The organism is Tomitella fengzijianii (genome assembly GCF_007559025.1).
Taxonomy (GTDB): domain Bacteria; phylum Actinomycetota; class Actinomycetes; order Mycobacteriales; family Mycobacteriaceae; genus Tomitella; species Tomitella fengzijianii.
Genome location: NZ_CP041765.1, coordinates 875,384 through 897,461 on the forward strand (window position 1 = coordinate 875,384; position 22,078 = coordinate 897,461).

Here is a 22,078-nt window from a genome sequence, read left to right on the forward strand (position 1 = left end):
TCTGCGATGTCCGTGAACCTCTCTCCGCCGCGAGCGAAGCTAGTGCCGGGGCCGGGGCCGGGGCCCGGGCGGCGAGTGCGGGTCGGCGCCGTCCTCGTGTGCGGATATGCGGTCGCGATAGCCTGCGCGTTCGTGGTCGCCCCGGGCCGCGTCCCGGAGCTGCTCATCGCCGGCCCGATCGCCGCAGTAATCGTCGTTGCGGGCCTGCGCAGCCCCATCGTTGCCACGGCGCTGCTGCTCGTCACAAGCTTTCTGCGACTGGCGCTACCGAACGTGCTTTTCGACCCGTTCGTCTTCGCGTTCGCGGGCGTCCTCGCCTCCGCCGGAATCTGGGCTGTGGCGCGTGGTCGCAACCTGCCGGCGCTCGGGTTGCTGGAATTCTTCATGCTCGCGTACGTCTTGTGGAACGTGGCGTCGATGATCGCGCCGCACCAGTATCCGGCAACGACGCCGGTCAGCCCGGATACGGATTTCTCAGTGCCTCGGTACATCTTCTCCGGAACGGTGATGCCGTTCGCGATGTTCCTGGTAGGACGCCGGATCCTTGTCAGTCCGGGTCACGTGCGCGCAGTGCTGTGGATGGTGCTCGGCGCGGCCGGATACTCCGCTCTCGTATCGATTCTGCAGTTCCACGGTCCGCCTTCGTGGGTGTGGCCGCAATACATCATCACTGCGCCGAACTGGGCCGGCCGGGCGGTAGGCGTGTTCAACCAGCCTGTCGTCAACGGTCTCGTCCTCATTCTCGGATTCGTCACAGGCGTGATGCTGACCCAGGATCCCCGCGCGCGTACCGCAGAGCGATGGGCCGCGGGGCTGGTCGCCGTAGCCTGCGCCTACGGCGTCTACCTCACACACACGAGGGCGGTCTGGCTCGCATTCGCCGTGATCGTCGTTCTGGGGGCGGTGTTCGCGGCCCGTGTGCGCCGGGGCTTCCTTCTCACCGCGGCGGTGATGGTATGCGCTGTGGCGATGAATTGGTCCACCTTCCTCAGCAGCGATCGCAAAGCCGGCGGAGTCGGTTCCCCCGACGAGGTGGAAGACCGTCTCAACACCATTGCGACCGCTACCTGGGCGGTAGGACAGAAACCCTGGTTCGGCTGGGGTGTAGGCCGCTTCGCCGCAGTGAACACCTATAACCACCAGCAGTTCTCGCCGTCGGTGTCCTGGTCGCGCGGCTACGGCATTCCCTCGCACCTCAACGACCTCGGCATCCTGGCCGAGTTGGGGGTGTTTGGTCTGGTCATGTGGCTCTCGATCATCGTCCTCATCGCAATTATGCTGGTTCGCGCTTGGCGTGTGTCACGCGGAGCGGAGCTGAATCAGCATCGGCTGGTACTGATCGCGGTTGCTGCATTCGCGTCGCAGATGATCGTCGGGCTCACCGTCGATCTGCGCTTCTTCGTTTTCCCGAGCATTGTCGTGTTCCTGCTGGCAGGGCTCGCCGTGGGGATCTCCGATCGTCTGCGTACCGGTTGCGCGGTCAACCGGTTGCGAGGGAGCTCCGCAGCCGAGGCGGTGAGGTGATGCGGTGGGCGGCGGGGTCTCGACGCCGGAAGGCGGCGGGGCACGAAGGAAGAAGGCCGGTCGCGCTTTGGGCGTCGACGAGTACGAGCACACAGGGCGGAATCGCCTCGTACGTGCGCACTCTGGAGGACACGCCGTTGTGGTCGCAGTGGTCGATCACGCATGTCTGTACGCATCGGGACGGCAATTTTGCCCGCAAAGTTGCGGTGTTCGCCGCCGGGGCAGCGGAGTTCGCCTGGCGGATCCTGGTCCACCGGCCGGCGCTCGTGCACCTGCATACGGCATCGTATGGAAGCTTCGCGCGCAAATCCATTCTCGTCTGGCTCGCTGCCGCCATGCGTGTTCCGGTGGTGCTGCATGTGCACGGTGCCGGGTTCTCCGAGTTCTATAGTGGCCATGGGATATTGATCCGCGCGTACATCCGGGCGACGCTCGTCCGGGCGGATCGTGTCGTCGCTCTGGGGGATTCATGGGCCCGTCGGCTGCAGCGAATCGCTCCCGCGAGTCGGATCATTGTGATTCCCAATGCGGTCCGTGTGCGGCGTACTAGCGAGGACCCGGTATCGGACCGGACGGTGCGGGTGCTGTTTCTGGGCCGGGTGAGAGAATACAAGGGCGTGTTCGCCCTTCTCGATGCATGGCGGATCGTGCAGGCCGCTCAGGGTCGCCGGGTACGGCTGACGATCGCCGGCGACGGCGAGCTCGGCGCGGCGCGATCCCGTGCTCAGGATCTGGGATTGGACGACGCTGTCGACTTCCCCGGTTGGGTGAATCCGGACGAAGTCGAAGAATTGCTCGAACATTCCCGGATACTCGTCCTCCCGTCGCGGTACGAAGGCCAGCCGTTCGCGGTCATCGAGGCGATGGCGCACGGGTTGTGCGTCGTCGCCTCGGAGGTCGGAGGCGTGCCCGAGCTGATCGCAGATGGGTGCGGAATCCTCATCCCTCCCGATGATGTGGAGGCTCTCGCTGCCGCATTGAACCTGGTGTTGGCGGATCGGGAACTGCGTAAGAGAACGGGTGCGGCCGCGTACGCGCGAGCGCGCGCCTGTTACGACGCCGACGTGGTGTGGCGCCGAATCGATGCGATGTATCGGGACTTGGTCCGATGAACGCGGGTGCACGGCTGCGGGTTCTGTACGTGGTCCCCGACCTGGTGGCCGGCGGGGCGGAACGACATGTGGTCCAAGTCCTGCCGTGCCTCGATCCGTCGGCGTTCATCACCCGTGTGGTGTGCATCGGGCAGGAGGGGCGGCTGTTTGCGGACCTCATCGACAGTGGCGCGGTAACCGCACGTGCGCTGCACCGCAGCCGGTGGCAGGCGATCCAGGCGTGTGCGGAACTTGTCAGGGAGATGAAGGGTTTCCGTCCCGACATCGTTCTCGTGCGGGGATACAACGCTGAGGTTCTCGGACGTATCGGGGCCGCGGCTGCCCATGTTCCGCACACGGTCGTGTGGGCGCACGATTGCCGCGACGGCGACGACCGCAGCAGGCTCCGGCGCTTGCTGGACATGCTCCTCGAGCCCATCACCGACGCCTACTTCGGAGTGGCTGAGGCGCAGCGCCGGTACTTGGTCGAAGACCTGGGGCACCCGGCACGGAAGGTCCGCATCATCCGCAACGGTGTCGACCCGTCCGCGTTGGATCCCCGGGACGACAAAGCTGCGCTGGCGGATTTCGGCGTCCCCGCCGAAGCGCCGGTGGTGGGCATCGTCGCCGCATTGCGCCCGGAGAAGGACCACGAGTTGTTCCTCGATGCGGCGCGACGGGTGCTCTCCGTGGTTGCGGATGCGCACTTCCTCGTCGTCGGAGGAGGAGCGCGTCGAGAGCGCTTGGAATCGCTGGCGTGCGTCCAGGGGCTACGGGAGCGCGTGGTTTTCACCGGCGATCGCGAGGACGTGCCGTCTCTGCTGCGCGCGATGGACGTGGTCGTGCTCTGCTCACGCACTGTCGAGTGCTTCCCGATCTCACTGCTGGAGGCGATGGCGGCGGGCCGGCCCGTGGTCAGCACGGCGGTGGGAGGCGTTCCCGAGATCGTCGCGGACGGTGTCACTGGCTACCTTGTCCCGATCGGGGATGCGGCGTCCCTCGCCGCGCGAGTCATCAGGTTGCTCCGTGATCCGGCGCAATGCAGGAAATTCGGCAGCGCCGCGCGCGCACGGGTGCAATCGGAGTTCACGTTGGATCGGGCGGTGGCCGGGTCGGAGCAGGCCCTCAAGGAGGTGGCGCACGGTCTGCGCGCCGGGGCCGGACCGGTTCGTCTGACGGTGGTCCTCGACCAGGCCGGGGTGGGCGGTATCGAGGTGGTGCTGCTGGAGATGTTCAAGGCATTCGATCCCGTCCGGGTGCGCCCACGCCTCGTCTGTCTGCGCGAGGGGGGTGCGCTGTCCCGTGAATTTCGGGAACAGGGTTTCGAGGTGACGGAACTCGATCGGAGTGGGCGATACGACATGCGGACCCTGCCGCGGCTGGTGCGTCTATTGAGGAAGGACCGCACGGACGCGGTGCTGGTCACCCACCACCATCACGCTTCCTTGGCACTGGGGCGCCTGGCGGCGCTGGCGGCGCATGTCCCGGTGAATCTGGTCGCTGTGCACGACATGGATCTCACGTCGGTCGGTGACAGGTGCCTGCCGCGTTGGGCGATGGCTTCGTTGTTCCTGTCCACCGCGGTGGTGCTTCTGTCGGAGAAGCAGGGCGAGTACCTGGAGCGTGAGGAGGGGATGGGGGCGCACTGGTGGAGCCGCACCCGCAGCCGGGTGATAGCCAACGGGACGAGGATTCTCCCGGTCGCATCGTTGAGCGCCCGAGCGGAGGCCCGCGTGCTGATGAATCTGCCGGCGGACGCGTTCGTGGTCGGCATGATCGCCCGTCTCAGTGAGCAGAAGGCGCACGAAGTGGCGTTCGAGGCGGTGGCGCGGGCGGCGGATGCGCACCCTGAGCTGCACTTGGCCCTGATAGGGGGCGGGGAACGTGAGGGTGAACTGCGCGCGCTCGCCGACCGAGCGGGCATCGGCGGGCGAACCGTGTTCCTGGGCCGGCGGCGCGACGTGCCGCGGCTGCTTCCAGGCTTGGACGTGTCGTGTCTGTCTTCGGTCCACGAAGGCGCCCCGATGACGGTACTCGAATCAATGACGATGGGTCTGCCTGTGGTCGCGACTGATTGCGGGTGCCTCGCCGAGATGATCATCGACGGGGAGCATGGATTCATCGTGGACGTCGGCGATTCCGAGGCGCTCGGCGCGCGGCTGGTGCTGCTGGCCCAGGATCCGGATCTGCGGGCACGGATGGGCGCGCGGGCGCGCGCCCGCGTGCAGCAGCGGTACCGGATCGACCAGACGGCGGACGGCTACGCGCGACTCCTCCAGACGCTGCTCGGGCGCTCGACGCCGGAACTGGAGGAGCCGCCTGCTGCGTACGTAGCGACGGCGGGGCACCGTGATGAGGCGGCGATATGACAGCGCATGTGATGATCCTGGTCGAGAACCTCTCGGTTCCGTTCGACCGTCGTGTGTGGCAAGAGGCCCTCGCGTTGGCGGGCGCGGGGTACCGGGTCACCGTCATCTGTCCCCGGGGAATTGGCCGGGACCGCGACAGCGAGGTCACCGTCGACGGTGTGCGGATTCTGCGGTACCCGCTTCGGCCGGCGACGGGCGGCCCGGCAGGGTACCTGCGGGAGTATCCGGTGGCGCTGGCATGGACGCTGCGCCTGGCCCTGCGGGTGCGGCGTGAGGGCCCTGTGGACGTGGTGCAGTGCTGCAACCCGCCGGATCTCCTGTTCTTCATCGCGCTCGTCCTACGGGTCGGCGGCGCCCGGTTCGTGTTCGATCATCATGACCTGGTTCCGGAACTCGTCGCATCGCGGTTCGGCCATTCCGCAGTGCTGCGGGCCGGGACACTGATACTGGAGCGAATGACCTTCGCCGCTGCGGACGCCGTGATCTCCACAAACGAGAGCTACCGGCTCGTTGCGATTCGCCGGGGAAAGCTGGACCCGTCCCGTGTCGCGGTGGTGCGCAGCGCGCCGGACCTGTCGAGATTCCAGCGGCTCGCACCGGATCCTGACCTGCGGCGAGGAAAGCGCTACCTGCTCGCGTACCTCGGTGTCATGGGGCCTCAGGACGGAGTCGACTACGCCCTGCGTGCACTCGCGCACCTGCGCTGGGGGCTCGGCCGCGAAGATGTGCATGCGGTGTTCATGGGTGCGGGCGACGCCCATGACGATCTCGTGGCGTTGCGTGACCGTCTGGGCCTGTCCGATATAGCGGAGTTTCCGGGCAGGGTGTCCGACGAGACTGTGCGGCGGTGCCTGTCGACCGCCGACGTGTGCCTGGCTCCGGACCCGCGCAACGAGCTGAACGACGTGTCCACGATGAACAAGATCGTCGAGTACATGGCGATGGCGAGGCCATTGGTTTCGTTCGACCTCACCGAAGCGAGGGTGTCCGCCGGACCCGCGGCGGTCTACGTCCGACCCAACGATGAAGAGGCGTTCGCGTCCGCGGTCGGGGAACTGTTGGATGATCCGGCGCTGCGGGAGCGGATGGGCAGGATCGGTCGGGAGCGGGTGGAGAACAGCTTGTCCTGGGAATGTTCCCGGCACACACTTGTTGATTTCTATGCGGGGATGCTCGGGCGGTCTTCGCGTTGGGCGCCGTTAATCGGACGCACCCGTCGTTAGACCGGCTTCTTCCGTGGTCTCCAGCCCGCCGCTCCTGCGTGCACGGTCCAGGAACCTGACCACGATCCGACGCGCGGTGGACGGGGCCAGGGCCGCGAACACGATCAGGTCGATCGTGCAGAATGCGACGAGGTCGAGGGCCAAGAGGGACAGCGCCACCGGCAGCGCATGCGTATCCGAGCGGAACACCATGTGCTCGAGCGTCCCGACCGCGACAGTCGCCACCACAGCGGCCGCGATGGGTGCGGCGGACGCCGTGACCACCTCCCGGAACACGAACCCCACCACCGGGCGGGCCAGGACTACGCACACCATGCCCACCACGACGGCCGTGATCGAGACCGACAGGCCGGCGCCCACCACGCCGAGCGGCCTGATGAGTGCCACGAGCAGCGCGATGCTCAGCACCGTCTCGACCAGGGTGTACCAGTTGAGCAGGCCCGTCCGCCCGCCTCCCTTTATCGCCTCCTCGCTGACGCAGGTGAACGCCTTGCCGAGCCCCATCCCCGCCATCGCCACCAATGCGGTCCCTGCTCCGCGCCAGGGCTCGCCGAAGGCCACCACCACGGCCGGCTCGCCGGCGGCGATGAGGAGCCCGGACATGGCTGCGCCGCCGAACACCGACAACGTCAGAGCACGCAGATATCCGGCGCGGAACCGAGTGTGGTCGTGTGCGATTCGGGAGAACGCGGGGAACAGGGACACCGAGCCGACCTCGATGAGCGCGGTCACCGGGGCCTGCGAGATGCGGGAGGCGTAGCGGAACCAACCGAGTGCGGCGTCGCTGAGGCCGCGTCCCACGAACACCGACTGCGCGAGGGTTTGCACGCGTGCGCCGACCATGCCGAGCACGAGAGGGTAGCCGTACCGGGCGTGTTCGCGCCACAACCGCACGGAAGGGTGTCCACGGCCGGGCCGCCAGCGGCAGATCGTCCACACCGCGATCACCCACACGACGTAGGAGACGTAGCTGCCGGCGACCATGCTCCATACACCCGCTCCGAGCGCTGCGAGTGTCACCGCTGTCGCCGCGAAACTGACCGCCACTGCGGGGCCGACGACGATGCGTCGCGTCACGCTGAATCGTCGCTGCAGCAGCGCCTCGGGCACGTTGGTGAGCGAGAACAGCAGCAGGGTGCCCGAGCTCGCCGCCGCGACGTATCCGGCGGTGGCACTGTGGAACACGATTCCGATCAGAGGCGACAGGGCGAGGGCGCCCACAGTCATGAGGACACCCGAGCCGAGAGTTGCGTAGAAGACCGTGTCGGCGGCGTCGTCGAGCCGATCTTCACGATGGACGAGTCCGGAGCGGAGCCCGCCTTCGACGAAGTTGGACAGGAACGCGGAGAGGACGGTACCGGCGACGAACAACCCGACGACCGACGGCGACAGCAGTCGGGCCAGCGCTACAGTCTGCGCCAGGGAGACCAACTCACCCACCGCTTGTGCCGCGGCGGCGGCACAAGCGACACGGCCGATCCGCCTCGTCAGTGTGGGCGAGGTGGCCGTCGGCGGGGCCTGCGGTTTCATCGCGGGCCGGAGGCGAGGAGCGGCGTCGCACCTTCAGGACCGTCCGGCACCCCGCTTTCTTGGTGCCCGGCCGCCAATGCCGCCGCGCACCGGAACCCCTTTCGGCTGAGGTCTATCTGCACGCGCGCGGCTGCGAGCAGGGGGGCGCGTAAAGCAGGAGCCTGCGTCCACGCGGCTTCCACTGCATCGGCGAGCCGCGTGCGCAGCCCGTCGCCGTTCAGCGGAACCACTGTCACACCATCGCCGAACATGCCCGCGAGTCCATGGAACTTGTCGTCGTAGTAGGTCGATGAGGTGAGTACGACTGCGGGGATCCCCTGGGACAACGCGAATACCGCCAGGTGGTACGCGCCGGTGACGACGATCCGGCAGCCGGAGACCCGGGACGCGACGGCGCGTGGATGCGCGAATCGCGCCGGTGGCGCGATCACCTCCGAGTATCCCCTGATCAGCTGAAGGGTGGTGCGGCGGTCCTGGGCGCGATACTCGGCGATCGGTATCGCGGCGAGCGGTGCGGAGTGCTCTCCGGCGGTGCGCTTCACCACCTCGCCGACGATCCGAGCAGGCTCGTCGCCGGTGGGGAAGTAGTCGGTGTCACGTAGGCACACGCCTATCGCTCGGCCGGTCAGCGCTGCGCGCACCGAGTAGGCGAGTTCGATCGCGTCGTCGCCGGTGACCGCCCTTCGGTCGGGCGGCACCCCGAGGGCTGCGGCGAGCTCGGGGCCGCGACGCCCCTCCCGCAGACCGATATACCCGGTGCGCGGAAGTACGTCGGCCGCGCGCGCACGCAGCGGCGGGTGGTCGAGCGGCCCCAGCCCCTGGCCGAGGAGCGCGGTGGGGACCCCGTGGCGAATCGCGCACTCGAGGAGTCCGAGCACGCGGCGGGTCTGAGCCGGATCCGCGTCCGTCAGGTAGCCGCCCCCGAGCGCGAGGACCAGCGAGGACGAGCGGACAGCGGCGACGACGGGCGGGGGCGCGGGGCGGTTCGACGACGCATCCTGCTCATCCGCCTCGAGCTCGGGCGAGATGGACCCGGAAGCCAGCGAACGCAACACGTGCAATTTGTGCCGCAAGGCGTGGGCGTGTTGCGGCACGATCGCCGACGTCCTGAGGCGCGCGATGGCGGGCGGGCCGACCGATCGCGGCCCCAGGCGACCTGCCACCATCGCGGACAGACCACGATCGTTCCACGTGGCGGTGCCGGTCACGGTGATCGCTTCGGCTGCAGGGAAGTACGCCGCGAGCAGCGCAGGACTGTCGGTGAGAACGCCGATCCGGGCATCCGGCCAACGAGAACGGATGCGCTCGATAGTGATGGTGAGCATCGCGAGGTCACCGTTGTTGCGCAGCCAGTACTCCGAGTTCTCGATCAGGATGCGCGGTCTTGCCTCGCCGGAGGGGCCGGTCACGGTCGTCATCCGCCGGACACGCGCGCAACGGTGGCCGGCTCGGGCTCCACTATCGCCGAGCGGAGCTTTCCGGCGGAGGTACGAGGGATGCGGTTCATGACCACGAAACGCACCTGCTGGCCGGCGCCGAAATATCGATCGATGTTCCGACGCGCCTGTGTGCGGACGACGTCGGCGTCGTACAGCGTATCGGGTACGAGCCGGATCTCGAATCGGCCGGGGCCGCGTTGGACGATTTGGACTTCGCGGAGGTCGCGCAGGTTGTCGAGAACAATGCTTGGTACAGGCAGTGTGCGTCCGTCGGACGCCGTGAACGCGTCCTCTCGTCGCCCGTCGATCATGCCGAGCAAAGGGAAGGCGCGCCCGCAAGGACATCCGGAGCTCGGCGCGGGGCCGACCTCGTCACCGGTGCGGTAGCGGAAGATCGGAAAACCGCGATTGTGGAGCGGGGTGCCGACGATCTCGAAGCGATCGGGCAGGCCGGGGATCGCATGTAGCTCGACGATCGCATAGTCGGAGAACACGTGATAACCGCCGGCCTCGCAGACGCCCGCCATCGCGGCACGTTCGGTCTGGCCGTATTGATCGGCGATCGGGGCTGCGAAGCTCTCTGAGATCAGTGCGCGCTGAGCGGCGGTCGTCACCTCGGATGACGTGACGACCATGCGCACCTGCACGGTCCGTCCCCGATCCCGCATCAGCTGCGCTAGCAGCGCGAGGCTCGACGGCCAGCCCTCGACCACGTCCGGCGAGAAATGCTCGATGGCGTCGCATATCTGCTCTGCATGACGGTCATCGAGGTGGAAGCTGGATACCAGCAGTTGGTTCGCGCCGGGGACCAGGCGGGTCACGGAGTCGGTGCCGAATGCATGACCGCGCACTACGACCGAGCGGGCCCGGTTCGGCACTGCGAACCATCGTCGCTGGCGCTCGAGCATGGCATGCTCGACCACCGCTGACCACTGTGTGCGGTAGACCGTCACAACGCGTCCCGAGGTGCCGCTCGAGTGCGCCGACCACATGGTGGACGCCGGACGCGTGCGGAACCGGTCGGCGTCCGCGACCAGGTGCGACCGATCCAGAAACGGGAGGCGCGCGAGGTCGTCGAGGCCTCGAACGGTGCACGGGTCCACCCCCGTGTCGGCGAACCAATGTCGGTAGAAGCGCGACCGGGCGGCCGCGACCCGGATGAGGGACTTCAGGTGACGCTCCTGGAATTCGGCGAGCTCGCCAGGCGTGGCGGAAGCGGTCCGCCGGAGCATGCGCTCCGCGACCGGCGTCATCGGGTGTGCGCGGCGGATCCGGTACTGAGTGTTGAGCAGGCGTTGTGATGGGGGCATGTGAAGTCCTCCCGTGGTCGACGGCCGGCGCGCTCGTGGCCCTCGTCGTAGGACTCCCCGAAGACGGCGGGCGCAAGTAAAACATACTGTAAGTACTATAACAGCGATCGAAGAAGATGTAAGGTGTGAGGCAGCCTCCATTGGGGTCGGCAGACGGCGCCCATCGCTGAATTTCGCGTCGATAAAAACATACTGCAAGTATTAAAAGGACAGTGCTGACACACTGTTGGTCTGTCAGGTGGTACCGGGCGGGATCCCGGACATCAGAGGCGTCGGTTCGCCTCGGTTCCGGGAACGAGAGCACACGGAGATCCGGAGGATGCGATGCGAGTCGGTGAGATTCCACAGTCACTGAGCATTCTGGGACTGGGGTATGTGGGATGCGTATCGGCGGCGTGCTTCGCGTCGCGGGGGCACCGGGTCGTCGGCGTCGACGTCGACCCGACCAAGACGCGGTTTCTGCGGGAGGGGCGTGCGCCGATCGTGGAAGAGCGGATAGAACGGATCACCGCCGCCGCAGTGGCATCCGGTTTGCTGACGGCGACGCAGGACGCGCACCAGGCGATTTCGACGACCGACGTGACGATGGTCTGCGTGGGCACCCCGTCGAGAAGCGGCGGCGGCCTGTCCACCGTGTTCCTCGAGCGGGTGACGGAGGGTATCGGGCGAGCGCTCGCGGACATGGACTCGTGGCACGTTGTCGCCTATCGCAGCACCATGACGCCGGGTACCTGCCAAGATCTGCTGATCCCGACGCTGGAGCGGTTGTCGGGCAAGAAGGCAGGTCGTGATTTCGGTGTGTGCGTCAACCCTGAGTTCCTCCGCGAGGGGACCAGCGTGCGCGACTTCTTCCATCCGCCCAAAACCGTGGTCGGTGCCACGGATGAGCGCACCGAAGACCAGGTCCTGGACCTCTTCGCCGATATCGGCGGACCGCGGTTCCGGGTCGGTATCGGCATCGCGGAGATGATCAAGTACGTGGACAACAGTTTCCACGCGCTGAAGGTGGGGTTCGGCAACGAGATCGGTGCGATCTGCGCTGCGCTCGGCCTGGACTCACACCAGGTGATGGACGTGTTCCTCGCCGATACCAAACTCAATATCAGCGGCGCGTACCTGCGGCCCGGGTTCGCCTTCGGCGGATCGTGCCTGCCCAAGGACGTACGCGCGCTCACCCACACTGCACGGCTCCGCGACGTCGACGTGCCGATCCTGTCCAATGTCCTCATCTCGAACGAGACCCATATGCGCCGTGCGCTGGACATGATCATCGAGCCGGGGCGTCGCCGGATCGGGATCCTCGGCCTGGCGTTCAAGTCCGGCACCGACGATCTGCGGGAGAGCCCTATGGTGGAGTTGGCAGAGCGGCTCATCGGCAAGGGCTTCGACGTGCTCATCTATGACCCTCGGGTCGTGACATCGCGCCTGACCGGTGCCAACGCCGAGTACATCAAGGACAAGCTCCCGCACATCGGAGACCTTCTGACCGATGACGCGGAGGCGATCCTCGCGCACAGCGAAGTCCTCGTGGCCGGTGCGCGCGATGCCGCGACAATCGATGTGCTGCGCCGTGCGACGCCGGGGACGACCGTCGTGGACCTCGTGCGCCTGCCCGACGCTCCCGCTCGGCGAAGCGCCGGCGACTACGTCGGCATCGGGTGGTGATCAGGATGCCGGCGCCCTGGGTCAGCTTCCTGACCCCCGTGTACCGCACTGAATCCTATTTGCCGGCGACGATCGAATCCGTGTTGGCCCAATCAGACCCGGACTGGGAGTTGATCCTCGTCGACAATGGGATGTCCGACGAGGTGGTCCGGATCGCCGCGCGCTACCCGGATACGCGTATCCGCCTGTTGCGGCAACAGAACTGCGGCTATGCGGGCGGCGTCATGGCCGCGTCGTCCGCGGCGTGCGGCCAGTTCGTCGCCGTTCTCGACAGCGACGATCTGCTCGCCCCCGAATACGTGGACTCAGTGGCCGCGTTCATCCGCGCACATCCGAGTGTCGATGCGGTGGGGTGCGACGCGTACCAATTCGCTGACGGCAACCGAGAGCCATTCATCAGCGGATACTTCCGTTCGACAGCGATCCGACGCGGTCCACGCCGGGGGCGGCGTCTCACTGTGGACGACGTTCTGGCCGGCGAGGTCCCGTACTACAGCAGCGCCATCCGTCGCACCGCGTGGAATCAAGTGAGGGGGTATCGGCCGGGATTCTCGGACGTCGACGAGTCCGTGGTGGTGTGGCTCCGGCTCACGGAGAAGTTCGACGTGCGGCTCATCCCCGACAAGCTGGCCTGGTACCGAGTCAGGGACACGTCGCTGTCCCGGGACCCGGCCGGTGTGGAGGACTTCGAGCGGAGGCTGCTCCGATCCTTCGCACTGTTCGGGAACGACCCGGCTCGGATGTCCGCGCGCACGCGGCGCGCCGTGGACAGGAACCTGCGCAGGCTGCGATTCCAACAGGCCATGCGTCGTGCCCGACGGTCCCTGCTCGACGACGACGTGAACGCTGCTCGAGGCTACGCCCGTGCCGCGCTGGCCCAGCGGCCCTGCCTTCGGGCAGCGGTGGTCCTGGCCTCACTCACCGTGGCGCCGCACGCGGCGAAGGCGGTCCACCCGGTCAAACAGCGGATGATCGGGGCGGGGGCGCGCGCCGCCCGCATCACGAGAACGCGCCTCCGGTCGGCCGGCCCTCCGCCACCCGCCACGGCCTTGAGGTGAACCATGGTCATGCCGGACGCGCAACGGTTTTCGGTTGTAGGCCGTGCGCGGCGCCGCTGGCGGCCTGCGCTGGCGGCCTTCGTGTGCGCTTTCCTTGTGCTGGCCGTCGTCGGCTATCCCGTGTACGTCGAACCGCAGGTGGGCACTCCGCACCACGCCGACGCAATAGTCGTCCTCGGTGGGCCCGGTTCCGGGCGCTACCAGCTAGGTCTCGAACTCGCCCGCCGCGGATACGCTCCGCAGTTGCTCTTGTCGGATCCCAGCGGGGGAGAAAACGATTGGCTCAGTGGAATCTGTCGCACTGAGCATCCATTCACGGCCATATGCTTCGATCCGCACCCGGCCACGACCCTCGGTGAGGCGCGAGAGATCCGCGCAGTGGCGAAAATGCGCGGATGGTCCGACATTATTGTCATCACATACACGCCGCACGTCTCGCGGGCACGCTACATCGTTCAGAGGTGCTTCCAGGGATCGGTGACGATGCTGGCCGCGCCTACTCACTTGTCCGTCGTCGAGTGGGCCTGGGCGTATGCGTACCAGACTGCGGGTTACGCCAAAACGCTGCTGGAGAGCGGGTGCTGACGTGGTGATCGGCAGGCGGGACTTGATCGTCGGCGGTGCCGCGGTGGTGGCCGGGGGCGTCGTCGCTGCGATGGCTTCGGCTTCCTCGTTCGGTTCCGACGCGGCAGCGGGATGCCAGGCTCCGGTGAAGCCCCGAAACCGGCCCGCGCAGCCGGCTGCGATCGTTTGGGACGGTGATGGCGGGCTGCACCTTTCAGCGTATGCGCGTCCGGGCGGGCTGGTGTGCGTGGGACGTGCGAACTTCGGCGACGTGTTCACCCGGGAGCTTGCCGCTCGCGGTGCCACGGTGGTCGTCTATCTTGATGCGATCATCGACAATTCCTACGGTCGCTATCACCAACTCCTTCTGGAGGATTCGTCGATCGGTCCTGTGGTCGGCCGGTGGCCGGGCGGGCCGAGGGCCAACAAGTGGGGCATGCTGACCGACTTTCGCCCGGGCTCTGTTCTGCAGGCGAAGTTCGGCCCGGTCCTCGAACTCATCGCACGGGAGAACCCTCATGTCAGTGGCATCTTCCTGGACGATCTAGGCACCCGCTCGTGGTTTCCCGGTGTCGACTTCGAAGCGATGCCTGAGATGGAGAAGGCCGACTATCGGGCGGGCGCCATCGAACTGGTCCGGACCGCGCGCCGCGTCGCCGACCGGTACGGGCTCGCGCTCTTCGTCAACGGAACGTGGTCGGCGGACGACGGCGGCGGCTATCCCGATCCGGGCATGCACGGCTGCGCGCTCGTCGACGGCGGCGTCATCGAGCACCACGGCGTCGACGAGATCCCCTTCTTCGCCGAGTACGCGGCGTCCCCGCAGTGGGGGGCGGGGACCCCGCGCGGCATCGGATACATGTGGACGATCAACGACGCCGATCCGGCGACGCGGGCGGCATACGTGGCGGCGGGGATCCCGGCGTTCGCGACCTCGCAGGTGGACCGCGACACGGTCGACGCGCCCTGGTCGACCATCCGTGACTTCGGCTTGCCCCGGCGCGGCTGCCCCGGTGAGCCTGGGCGCCGACTCGACGCAGGCGGATGGTGACACCGTGACCGCCATGCGGTCAGGGCGGAGGGGTTCGGCTTCACAGGGGCACGGTTTTGCAAGGTTTGGACAGTGCAAAGGCCGTCAACCCTGAATAATGCGAATCGCGTGTTATAAAGACCTGAGGTTTCGGACGGACTCACTGGCCGGTTGCGCGCCAGGATCCAGGGACGCTCGCAGGGGCGGATACGGAAGGCAGGCGCGGAGCGCATGGTGAGGCAGGAGCGGGCCGAGGCCACGCGACGGCAGATCCTCGATGCCGCCGCGGAGATTTTCGCGGAGAACGGGTACATCAAGGCGAACCTGGGCGACATCGTCTCACGTGCCGACGTGACGAAGGGGGCGCTCTACTTCCACTTCGACTCGAAGGAGAGCCTGGCCCGCGAGATCGTCGACGAGCGTGATCGGCGCATCGCCGGCACCCGCCGGGCCATCGAGGCGTCGAGCATCCCGCCGGTCGAGAGCATGATCCAGCAGTCGATGGCGATCGCATCCCTGATGTACTCGGACCTCTACGTGCGCTCCGGCGACATGCTGCTGCAGGAGCTCGGTGCGGCGTGGAACGGCGCGTCGTCGTCTCCGGGGGCGGCGTACCGCAGGATCCATGAGCTGCTGGAGTCCGCGGTGGCCCGCGGCGACGTGCGCGTGGACGATACCGAGGTTCTTGCGAAGGTCCTGTGGTCGCAGTTCTGGGGCGCCCGGATGACGATGCGGATGCTCGAGGACGGCCCCGACCTCATCACCTGCCTCGAACATATTTGGCTGATGACCATTGATTCGGTGGTGATCGATGAGATGCGCGGGTATTTTCGGCAGGTCGTGAATCGTGCAGCAGAAATGCAGCGCTCCAAAATAACGGAATCAGTATGACGATGATTTCCGTACTGTGCTCGCGTCGACGGGCGAGGCGTGGCGCCGGGCGTTGATGACCCGGTTGCGCCGACCCTGGTGCGCCGACCCGAGTGCCGTCACTGTCGGAATCGCGATAGCGGCGCCGGATGTTACCGGCTCATGTGTGGCTGACGGGTGAACCACGGGTGAATCCAGGCTGAGAACGCAGTGATGTCCCAGGTCAGCATATTCTTGCGGGTGGCCGCAGAGGGGTTCTCGCAGGGCGTGCTCGACGCGCGCGCCGCGCGGCGGGGTGGGCGCTCGTGTGGCGGCCGCGCGTGGGGTCTCGACCGTTCGTGCGGCTGCGCACGGGCGGTTCGCCCTGAATGGCGAGACTTTGCAGAAGAAATTAAAGTGACAACCTTGCACAATTGATTGAGTGTGGCGTACAGTCTGTTGGCGTGAGCAGGTGCCGGCGGCAATAGGCGATGCTTGGGTCATCCCGCATGAACAGCGGGTTCGGGTTCAGGTGGTCCGGATTGCCGCGGTGCATGTGATTCGGTGCGACGACGGAGAGTGGTCTGCGCCGATCGCTGAACGGAGGGCACCCTTCGTGCGGAGGGTGAGTGGGCGAAAGTTCCTGTAGGGGCAAGATGATGGGTCATCCGCTGAACGGCCGCAGCGTCGAGGCAGGTCTCGGGGTCGGCGCAAGGAGTGGTTTCGACACGATCGGGGAGACCGCGGTCGTCGGTCTGGGCGCGCTGTCCCGCCGCGCACCGGACATATTGCCGCACGCGGCGCTCGGGGTGCTCGAGCAGCTGCCCGCCCCGGTGCTCATCTGCGCGGACGACGGCACTTCGCTCATCGTCAACGAGGAGTTCCGGACGGTCACGGGTTACGGCTCCGCAGACCTGTGCGGGCGGTCCGTCGACGATCTCTTCAGCGCAATGGGGGACTCGGTGGAGTGGCGTCGCGTCGCGTCGCGGGAGTCGTCCAGGTGGGGCGGAGCGGCCATCCTGCTCGGCCGCGACGGGGTGCCGCTGCACGTGCACGTGAACGTGGTGGCCATCCTGCTCGCCTCCGGTATGCGACTGCTCTGGTCGGTGGAGGATCGCTCGGCGGCCTACTGGGAGTGCCCGTCCACCTGGGGCGGGTGAGGCGCGGGGTCAGCGTGGCACGGCCGGCAGGCGATCGGCGCCCGCGTCCCGCGGCGGGCGCTGTCCCGCGCGCAACGCCGCCCACACTTCCTCCCCGCCCTGCCGGTTCAGGTAGACCACACTCTGGTCGCCCTCCCATCCGGTGCCGGCCACCGGCGCGGTGAGGAACTCCACGTCGTCGGGCGAGAGGTTCTGCAGTCTCCGGGCGAGGCGGATCAGGTCGAAGTCGCTGAGGCCGGAGTCCACGCTCACGGAGCCGGCGATGTCGCGGATCACCGTGTCGAGTCGTCCCGGCGAGGCCAGCAGGTTCTCGCCGGCGAGCTTGGTGAGGACCGCCCGCAGGTAGTTCTGCTGCCGCTGCACGCGGTCGAAGTCGCCGCCCGGAAGTTCGTACCGCTGACGCACGTAGATGAGCGCCTCCGCGCCGTCCAGGTGGTTCGGTCCGGCGGTGAAGGTGTGCCCGCGGCTCGTCGTCTGCTCGGCCACGTCCACCGTCACCCCGCCCAGCGCGTCGGTGACGGCAGTGAAGCCGTCGAAGTCGATCACCGCGAAATGGTCGATCCGGATGCCGGTGAGCTCCTCGACCGTATGGATCAGCAGCGGCGGCCCGCCGAACGCGAAGGCGGCGTTGATCTTATGCATTCCGTGGCCGTCGATCGGCACCCAGCTGTCGCGGGGGATCGAGACGACGTCGGCGGAGCTACCGTCCCCGGAGATCCGGACGAGCATGATCGCATCGGCGCGGCTGCCGTCGTCGGAATCCGGCGCCGCCGTGCCGGTGGTGGGGCCGTCGGCGCGGACGTCGCTGCCCATCAGCAGGAAGACCGTCTCGGAGCCTCCGGTGTCCGGGGGGCGCACGGACTCGTCCAGCCCGGCGAAGGCGTCGGGGATGCGATGGACGGGGCCGATCCAGCGGTCCTGCAGCACCAGGGCCGCGCCGCCGAGCATCACCAGAATCAGCACGATGGCGAGCGCGGCGCGGGCCAGGGCGCGCAGCACCCTTCCACGCCGCGACAGCGGGCGCCGGGATCGTGGACGTCCGGCCATCGGAGCCTCCTGATCGCCGAGAATCGCAGCGGTGCGTACCGCTCACGTCGTTTAATTGTCGCGCGGTCCGCGGTCGGATGCACGCATACCCGCGGAATGGAAGGACGACGGTCGCGGGACGGCGATCGAACGACGTGGAGCGCCGCGGCGAAGACTGTCCGCCGCCCCAGTGGCAGAATCGGACGCCATGACCGGCCAGTTCCAGACCTCCCAGCCTCAAGCCCTCGCGACCATCGACCACGACGCCCTCGCGCACAACGTCGGCGTCGTCCGCGAACGTGCCGGCGGGACCCCGGTCATGGCCGTGGTCAAGGCGGACGGTTACGGGCACGGCGCGGTGGAGATGGCCCGCACGATGCTGGCCGAGGGGGTGCGCGAGCTGGGCGTGTGCACGCTCGCGGAAGCGCTGGAGCTGCGCGCGGCGGGCATCACCGCGCCGATCCTGTCCTGGTTGCACGCGCACGACGCCGACTTCGCGCCCGCGATGGAGGCCGACGTGGAACTCGCGGTGTCCACCCGCCTGCACCTTGCGGCGGTGGTCGACGCGGCCCGGCGCGCCGGACGAGCGGCCGTGCTGACCGTCAAGGTGGATACCGGGCTCAATCGCAACGGCGTGAATGCGGACGACTGGCCGCGCCTGCTCGAGGAGATCGTCGCGGCGCAGCGGGCCGGCACAGTCCGCCTGCGCGGCGTCTTCACCCACTTCGCCCGCGCCGACGAGCCTGATCACCCCGTCATCGACAGCCAGGCCGCGCGCCTCAAGGAGATGGTCGGCCAGGCGCGCGCCGCCGGCCTCGGGCCGGAGGTCGTGCATGCGGCCAACTCCGCAGCCACCCTCACCCGGCCGGACCTGCGTTTCGACATGGTGCGGCCGGGGATCGCCCTGTACGGGCTCTCGCCGATGCCCGACGTCTCCGACTTCGGTCTGCGGCCGGTCATGCGGCTCTCCGGCCGCTTCGTCAACGTCAAGAACGTGCGCGAGGGCGACGGGGTCTCCTACGGGCACACCTGGACCGCGCCGCACGACACCACCGTCGGCGTGCTGCCGCTGGGCTACGCCGACGGCATCCCGCGCACGCTCAGCGGGCGATTCGACGTCGCCGTGGACGGGGAGCGCCGGCCCGCCGTCGGTCGTGTCTGCATGGACCAGTTCGTGGTGGACCTGGGACCGGGCTCGGGCGTGCGGATCGGGGACGAGGCGGTGATCTTCGGCGACCCGCGGCGCGGCGAGCCGCACGCCCAGGAGTGGGCGGAGGCGCTCGGCACCATCCATTACGAGGTGGTCACCGGCATCAAGGGGCGCGTGCAGCGCCGCCACATCGGGGGCCGGGACTGATGCTGCGGCGCACTCTGGCCACGGCCGCCGACACGGAGGCGTTCGGCGCCGATCTTGCCGCCGACCTGGCCGCCGGCGACCTGGTGATCCTCGACGGGCCGTTGGGTGCCGGGAAGACGGTGCTGGCGCGCGGCATCGCGCGGGGGCTCGGTGCGCAGGGACCGGTGACGTCCCCGACGTACGTGATCGCGCGCGTGCACGCGGCGGGCGGGGGGCGTCCCGACGGCGGCGCACCGGCGACGATGGTGCACGTGGACGCGTACCGGTTGGGGGACGGGCCCGCGGCGCTCGACGAGCTGGACGCCCTCGACCTCGACACCGACCTGGACGATTCGGTCGTGGTGGTCGAATGGGGCGCGGGTCTCGCCGAAAGGCTGGCCGACCACCACGTGCTGGTCCGGTTGCGGCGCGATCCGGACACCGACGCCCGCGTGGTGGAGTGGGAGCGCCGCACCGGCAGCGCCTGACGCGCGCGCCGCGGTAGGCGGCGTGCGCTGCGTTTGCGCAGGTCGGTACGATGGGGGACCGTGCTTGTTCTCACCGTCGACACCTCCACGCCCGCTGTGACCGCGGGGCTCGTGCGCCTGGCGGGCGCGGTCGCCGAGCCAGTCGCCGTGCGGGTCACCCGCGACGCGCGCGCCCATGCGGAGGTGCTCACCCCGCAGATACTGGAATGCCTGCAGGAGGCCGGGGCCGCGCCGACGGATCTGGATGCGGTCGTCGTGGGCGCCGGGCCCGGGCCGTTCACCGGGTTGCGCGTGGGGATGGCGACGGCCGCCGCGTTCGGCGACGCCCTCGGCATCCCCGTGCACGGGGTGTGCAGCCTCGACGCCATCGCCGCCCAGGTCGTCGCCGACGCGCGCGCAAGCGAGGGCGTGCTGCAGGAGTTCCTGGTGGTCACGGACGCGCGACGTCGCGAGGTGTACTGGGCACGGTATCGGGGCGGAGCCCGGGTCGAGGGGCCGGAGGTGGTCAAGCCGGCAGACCTCGCCGTCGGCGCCGCGGATGCCGCGGCCGGGTCCTCCGAGCACGTCGGCCTGCTCGGCCTCACCGCGCTCCCGCCGCGGTCGCCCACCCCCGCGGGAATCGCGGCACTCGCCGCGGCGGAGATCGCCGCGCACACCGAGCCCGCGCCGCTGGAACCGCTCTACTTGCGCAGGCCCGACGCCGCCGAGCCCCGGCCGAGGGTGCGCGCGGCGAAGGCCCCGGCGTGAGCGGCGACCGCACCCCGGACGGGCAGATCTCCGTCGGCCCGCTCGATTTCGCCGACGCCCACGCGTGCGCCGCGCTCGAGCGGCTGCTTTTCGCCGGGGAGAGCCCGTGGCCCGCGGCGGCGTTCGCCGAGGAGATGCGCGCGCCGCACACGCGGTTCTACGCTGCCCGCCGAAGCACCCCGGAGCATCCGCGGCCGTGGCTCGTCGGCTACGCGGGCATCGCGCTGCTCGGCGGGGCGGAGCCCGAATCGGAGGTCCACACCATCGCCGTCGACCCGAAGGCCCAGGGCCGGGGAGTGGGGCGCAGGCTGTTGACGCTCCTGCTGGCCGAGGCCGACGCGCACGGCGGGCCGGTGTTCCTCGACGTGCGCACCGACAACGCACCGGCGATCGCGCTGTACCGGAGCGAGGGCTTCGAGAACATCGGGATGCGCCCGCGCTACTACCAGCCCAGCGGGGCGGATGCGTACGTGATGTGCAGGCCGGCGGCCGATGGTGCTGCAGAAACGAAAGGGACCGCCCGATGATCGTCATGGGTATCGAGAGCTCGTGCGACGAGACGGGCGTGGGCATCGTGCGCCTGGAGGCCGGGGCCGACGGCGCCGCGCGCGTGGAACTGCTGGCGGACGAGGTGGCCAGCAGCGTCGACGAGCACGTCCGCTTCGGCGGGGTGGTGCCGGAGATCGCCTCGCGTGCGCACCTGCAGGCCATGGTGCCGACGATGCGCCGGGCGCTCGCCGCCGCCGGCGTGGACCGGCCGGACGCGGTGGCCGCCACGGTGGGCCCCGGGCTCGCCGGCGCGCTGCTGGTGGGGGCGGCCGCCGCGAAGGCCTACGCCGCCGCGTGGGGCGTGCCGTTCTACGGGATCAACCACCTGGGCGGGCACGTGGCCGTCGACGCCCTGGAGCACGGCCCGCTGCCCCGGTCCGTGGCGCTGCTGGTGTCCGGCGGGCACACGCAGCTGCTGCTGGTGGACGGCCTCGGCGCGCCGATCGTCGAACTCGGCTCCACGGTGGACGACGCCGCGGGGGAGGCGTACGACAAGGTCGCACGACTGCTGGGCCTCGGCTACCCGGGCGGCCCCAAGATCGACGCGCTGGCGCAGGAGGGCGACCCGTCCGCCATTGCGTTCCCGCGCGGCATGACCGGCCCGCGCGACGCCCGGCACGCCTTCTCGTTCTCGGGGCTGAAGACGGCCGTCGCCCGGCACGTCGAGAAGTGCGAGCGCGACGGCGTCCCCGTCCCCGCAGCCGACGTGGCCGCGTCGTTCCAGGAGGCCGTGGCAGACGTACTGACGATGAAGGCCGTGCGTGCGTGCGTGGACGAGGGCGTCGGCACGCTGCTCATCGGCGGCGGCGTGGCCGCGAACTCGCGAGTGCGGGCGTTGGCGGAGGAGCGATGCGCCGCAGCGGGTATCGCGCTGCGGGTGCCGCGGCCGCGGCTGTGCACCGACAACGGCGCGATGATCGCGTCGCTGGGCGCGCACCTCATCGCCGCGGGCGCCACGCCGTCGCCGTTGGGGATCTCCACCGATCCGGGGCTTCCGGTGCAGACCAGCCAGGTTCGGTGAGGCGCGGGAGCCGCGTCATTTTCCGAAAATCTGTTACTTCATATACGGTGATGCTGCCGCGGCGCCGTCGGAACACGGTGCGATGCGCGGCGGCCGGGG

General features: G+C 68.8%; 19 protein-coding genes. 15 read left to right on the plus strand and 4 right to left on the minus strand.

The window, feature by feature from the left end:
- Positions 1-132: 132 nt before the first annotated feature.
- Genes FO059_RS04025 through FO059_RS04040 form a run of 4 tightly spaced genes read left to right on the plus strand, consistent with a single transcriptional unit; the run spans position 133 to position 6,207 of the window.
- Complete coding sequence (locus FO059_RS04025) at positions 133-1,524, plus strand: O-antigen ligase family protein (protein ID WP_158726782.1); 1,392 nt, start codon at positions 133-135, stop codon at positions 1,522-1,524.
- Complete coding sequence (locus FO059_RS04030; RefSeq protein WP_143910414.1) at positions 1,524-2,636, plus strand: glycosyltransferase family 4 protein; 1,113 nt, start codon at positions 1,524-1,526, stop codon at positions 2,634-2,636. Before FO059_RS04025 ends, FO059_RS04030 begins: the two co-directional genes overlap by 1 nt.
- Positions 2,633-4,984 carry a glycosyltransferase gene (locus FO059_RS04035; protein WP_210416605.1) on the plus strand — a complete coding sequence of 784 codons (2,352 nt, stop codon included), beginning with the start codon at positions 2,633-2,635 and terminating at the stop codon, positions 4,982-4,984. Before FO059_RS04030 ends, FO059_RS04035 begins: the two co-directional genes overlap by 4 nt.
- A complete protein-coding gene (locus tag FO059_RS04040) occupies positions 4,981-6,207 on the plus strand; it encodes a glycosyltransferase family 4 protein (RefSeq protein WP_143906577.1) in 1,227 nt (408 codons plus the stop codon). Before FO059_RS04035 ends, FO059_RS04040 begins: the two co-directional genes overlap by 4 nt.
- On the opposite strand, the gene FO059_RS04045 is transcribed toward FO059_RS04040, so the two are convergent.
- Genes FO059_RS04045 through FO059_RS04055 form a run of 3 tightly spaced genes read right to left on the minus strand, consistent with a single transcriptional unit; the run spans position 6,184 to position 10,408 of the window.
- The gene (locus FO059_RS04045) at positions 6,184-7,737 is read right to left on the minus strand and encodes an oligosaccharide flippase family protein (protein ID WP_143906579.1); all 1,554 of its coding nucleotides are present in this window, start codon (positions 7,735-7,737) and stop codon (positions 6,184-6,186) included. The genes FO059_RS04040 and FO059_RS04045 overlap by 24 nt on opposite strands.
- Positions 7,734-9,155 (minus strand): polysaccharide pyruvyl transferase family protein, encoded by a 1,422-nt coding sequence (locus FO059_RS04050; protein ID WP_143906581.1) that lies wholly within the window; start codon positions 9,153-9,155, stop codon positions 7,734-7,736. Before FO059_RS04050 ends, FO059_RS04045 begins: the two co-directional genes overlap by 4 nt.
- Positions 9,152-10,408 (minus strand): phenylacetate--CoA ligase family protein, encoded by a 1,257-nt coding sequence (locus FO059_RS04055; protein ID WP_235671114.1) that lies wholly within the window; start codon positions 10,406-10,408, stop codon positions 9,152-9,154. Before FO059_RS04055 ends, FO059_RS04050 begins: the two co-directional genes overlap by 4 nt.
- A 402-nt stretch (positions 10,409-10,810) precedes the next feature.
- Between FO059_RS04055 and FO059_RS04060 the strand changes: the two genes are divergently transcribed.
- From FO059_RS04060 to FO059_RS04085, 6 genes are all read left to right on the plus strand, one after another.
- A complete protein-coding gene (locus tag FO059_RS04060; protein WP_143906583.1) occupies positions 10,811-12,151 on the plus strand; it encodes a nucleotide sugar dehydrogenase in 1,341 nt (446 codons plus the stop codon).
- A 5-nt stretch (positions 12,152-12,156) separates the two neighbouring features.
- Positions 12,157-13,209, plus strand: coding sequence for a glycosyltransferase family 2 protein (locus tag FO059_RS04065; protein ID WP_143906585.1), 1,053 nt, complete (start codon positions 12,157-12,159; stop codon positions 13,207-13,209).
- Between the two features lie 3 nt (positions 13,210-13,212).
- Positions 13,213-13,794 carry a YdcF family protein gene (locus FO059_RS04070; RefSeq protein WP_233267058.1) on the plus strand — a complete coding sequence of 194 codons (582 nt, stop codon included), beginning with the start codon at positions 13,213-13,215 and terminating at the stop codon, positions 13,792-13,794.
- 1 nt (position 13,795) lies between these two features.
- Complete coding sequence (locus FO059_RS04075; RefSeq protein WP_143906587.1) at positions 13,796-14,824, plus strand: hypothetical protein; 1,029 nt, start codon at positions 13,796-13,798, stop codon at positions 14,822-14,824.
- A 210-nt stretch (positions 14,825-15,034) separates the two neighbouring features.
- A complete protein-coding gene (locus tag FO059_RS04080; protein WP_143906589.1) occupies positions 15,035-15,694 on the plus strand; it encodes a TetR/AcrR family transcriptional regulator in 660 nt (219 codons plus the stop codon).
- Between the two features lie 614 nt (positions 15,695-16,308).
- Entirely contained in the window at positions 16,309-16,812 is a 504-nt protein-coding gene (locus FO059_RS04085; protein ID WP_143906591.1) for a PAS domain-containing protein, read from the plus strand.
- A 9-nt stretch (positions 16,813-16,821) separates the two neighbouring features.
- Here the strand turns inward: FO059_RS04085 and FO059_RS04090 are convergent, their stop codons facing one another.
- Positions 16,822-17,859: an LCP family protein gene (locus FO059_RS04090; protein ID WP_143906594.1), complete on the minus strand. Its 1,038-nt coding sequence runs from the start codon at positions 17,857-17,859 to the stop codon at positions 16,822-16,824.
- A 187-nt stretch (positions 17,860-18,046) separates the two neighbouring features.
- Between FO059_RS04090 and alr the strand changes: the two genes are divergently transcribed.
- The 5 genes from alr to tsaD are packed head-to-tail and all read left to right on the plus strand — an operon-like array spanning position 18,047 to position 21,979.
- On the plus strand, positions 18,047-19,195 hold the full coding sequence (alr, locus tag FO059_RS04095) for an alanine racemase (RefSeq protein WP_143906596.1): 1,149 nt from the start codon (positions 18,047-18,049) through the stop codon (positions 19,193-19,195).
- A complete protein-coding gene (tsaE, locus tag FO059_RS04100) occupies positions 19,195-19,662 on the plus strand; it encodes a tRNA (adenosine(37)-N6)-threonylcarbamoyltransferase complex ATPase subunit type 1 TsaE (RefSeq protein ID WP_143906599.1) in 468 nt (155 codons plus the stop codon). Before alr ends, tsaE begins: the two co-directional genes overlap by 1 nt.
- A gap of 60 nt (positions 19,663-19,722) precedes the next feature.
- Positions 19,723-20,409, plus strand: coding sequence for a tRNA (adenosine(37)-N6)-threonylcarbamoyltransferase complex dimerization subunit type 1 TsaB (tsaB, locus tag FO059_RS04105; protein ID WP_143906601.1), 687 nt, complete (start codon positions 19,723-19,725; stop codon positions 20,407-20,409).
- Positions 20,406-20,936 carry a ribosomal protein S18-alanine N-acetyltransferase gene (gene rimI, locus FO059_RS04110; protein WP_372497911.1) on the plus strand — a complete coding sequence of 177 codons (531 nt, stop codon included), beginning with the start codon at positions 20,406-20,408 and terminating at the stop codon, positions 20,934-20,936. The genes tsaB and rimI overlap by 4 nt, the downstream gene beginning before the upstream one ends.
- Entirely contained in the window at positions 20,933-21,979 is a 1,047-nt protein-coding gene (gene tsaD / locus FO059_RS04115) for a tRNA (adenosine(37)-N6)-threonylcarbamoyltransferase complex transferase subunit TsaD (protein WP_143906603.1), read from the plus strand. The genes rimI and tsaD overlap by 4 nt, the downstream gene beginning before the upstream one ends.
- Positions 21,980-22,078: the final 99 nt, after the last annotated feature.

Coding starts and splice junctions, on each gene's coding strand:
- FO059_RS04030 (WP_143910414.1), top strand. CDS start 1,524: ATGCGGTGGGCGGCGGGGTCTCGACGCCGGAAGGCGGCGGGGCACGAA.
- FO059_RS04035 (WP_210416605.1), top strand. CDS start 2,633: ATGAACGCGGGTGCACGGCTGCGGGTTCTGTACGTGGTCCCCGACCTG.
- FO059_RS04040 (WP_143906577.1), top strand. CDS start 4,981: ATGACAGCGCATGTGATGATCCTGGTCGAGAACCTCTCGGTTCCGTTC.
- FO059_RS04045 (WP_143906579.1), bottom strand. CDS start 7,737: ATGAAACCGCAGGCCCCGCCGACGGCCACCTCGCCCACACTGACGAGG.
- FO059_RS04050 (WP_143906581.1), bottom strand. CDS start 9,155: ATGACGACCGTGACCGGCCCCTCCGGCGAGGCAAGACCGCGCATCCTG.
- FO059_RS04055 (WP_235671114.1), bottom strand. CDS start 10,408: ATGCTCCGGCGGACCGCTTCCGCCACGCCTGGCGAGCTCGCCGAATTC.
- FO059_RS04060 (WP_143906583.1), top strand. CDS start 10,811: ATGCGAGTCGGTGAGATTCCACAGTCACTGAGCATTCTGGGACTGGGG.
- FO059_RS04065 (WP_143906585.1), top strand. CDS start 12,157: ATGCCGGCGCCCTGGGTCAGCTTCCTGACCCCCGTGTACCGCACTGAA.
- FO059_RS04070 (WP_233267058.1), top strand. CDS start 13,213: ATGGTCATGCCGGACGCGCAACGGTTTTCGGTTGTAGGCCGTGCGCGG.
- FO059_RS04080 (WP_143906589.1), top strand. CDS start 15,035: ATGGTGAGGCAGGAGCGGGCCGAGGCCACGCGACGGCAGATCCTCGAT.
- FO059_RS04085 (WP_143906591.1), top strand. CDS start 16,309: ATGATGGGTCATCCGCTGAACGGCCGCAGCGTCGAGGCAGGTCTCGGG.
- FO059_RS04090 (WP_143906594.1), bottom strand. CDS start 17,859: ATGGCCGGACGTCCACGATCCCGGCGCCCGCTGTCGCGGCGTGGAAGG.
- alr (WP_143906596.1), top strand. CDS start 18,047: ATGACCGGCCAGTTCCAGACCTCCCAGCCTCAAGCCCTCGCGACCATC.
- tsaE (WP_143906599.1), top strand. CDS start 19,195: ATGCTGCGGCGCACTCTGGCCACGGCCGCCGACACGGAGGCGTTCGGC.
- tsaD (WP_143906603.1), top strand. CDS start 20,933: ATGATCGTCATGGGTATCGAGAGCTCGTGCGACGAGACGGGCGTGGGC.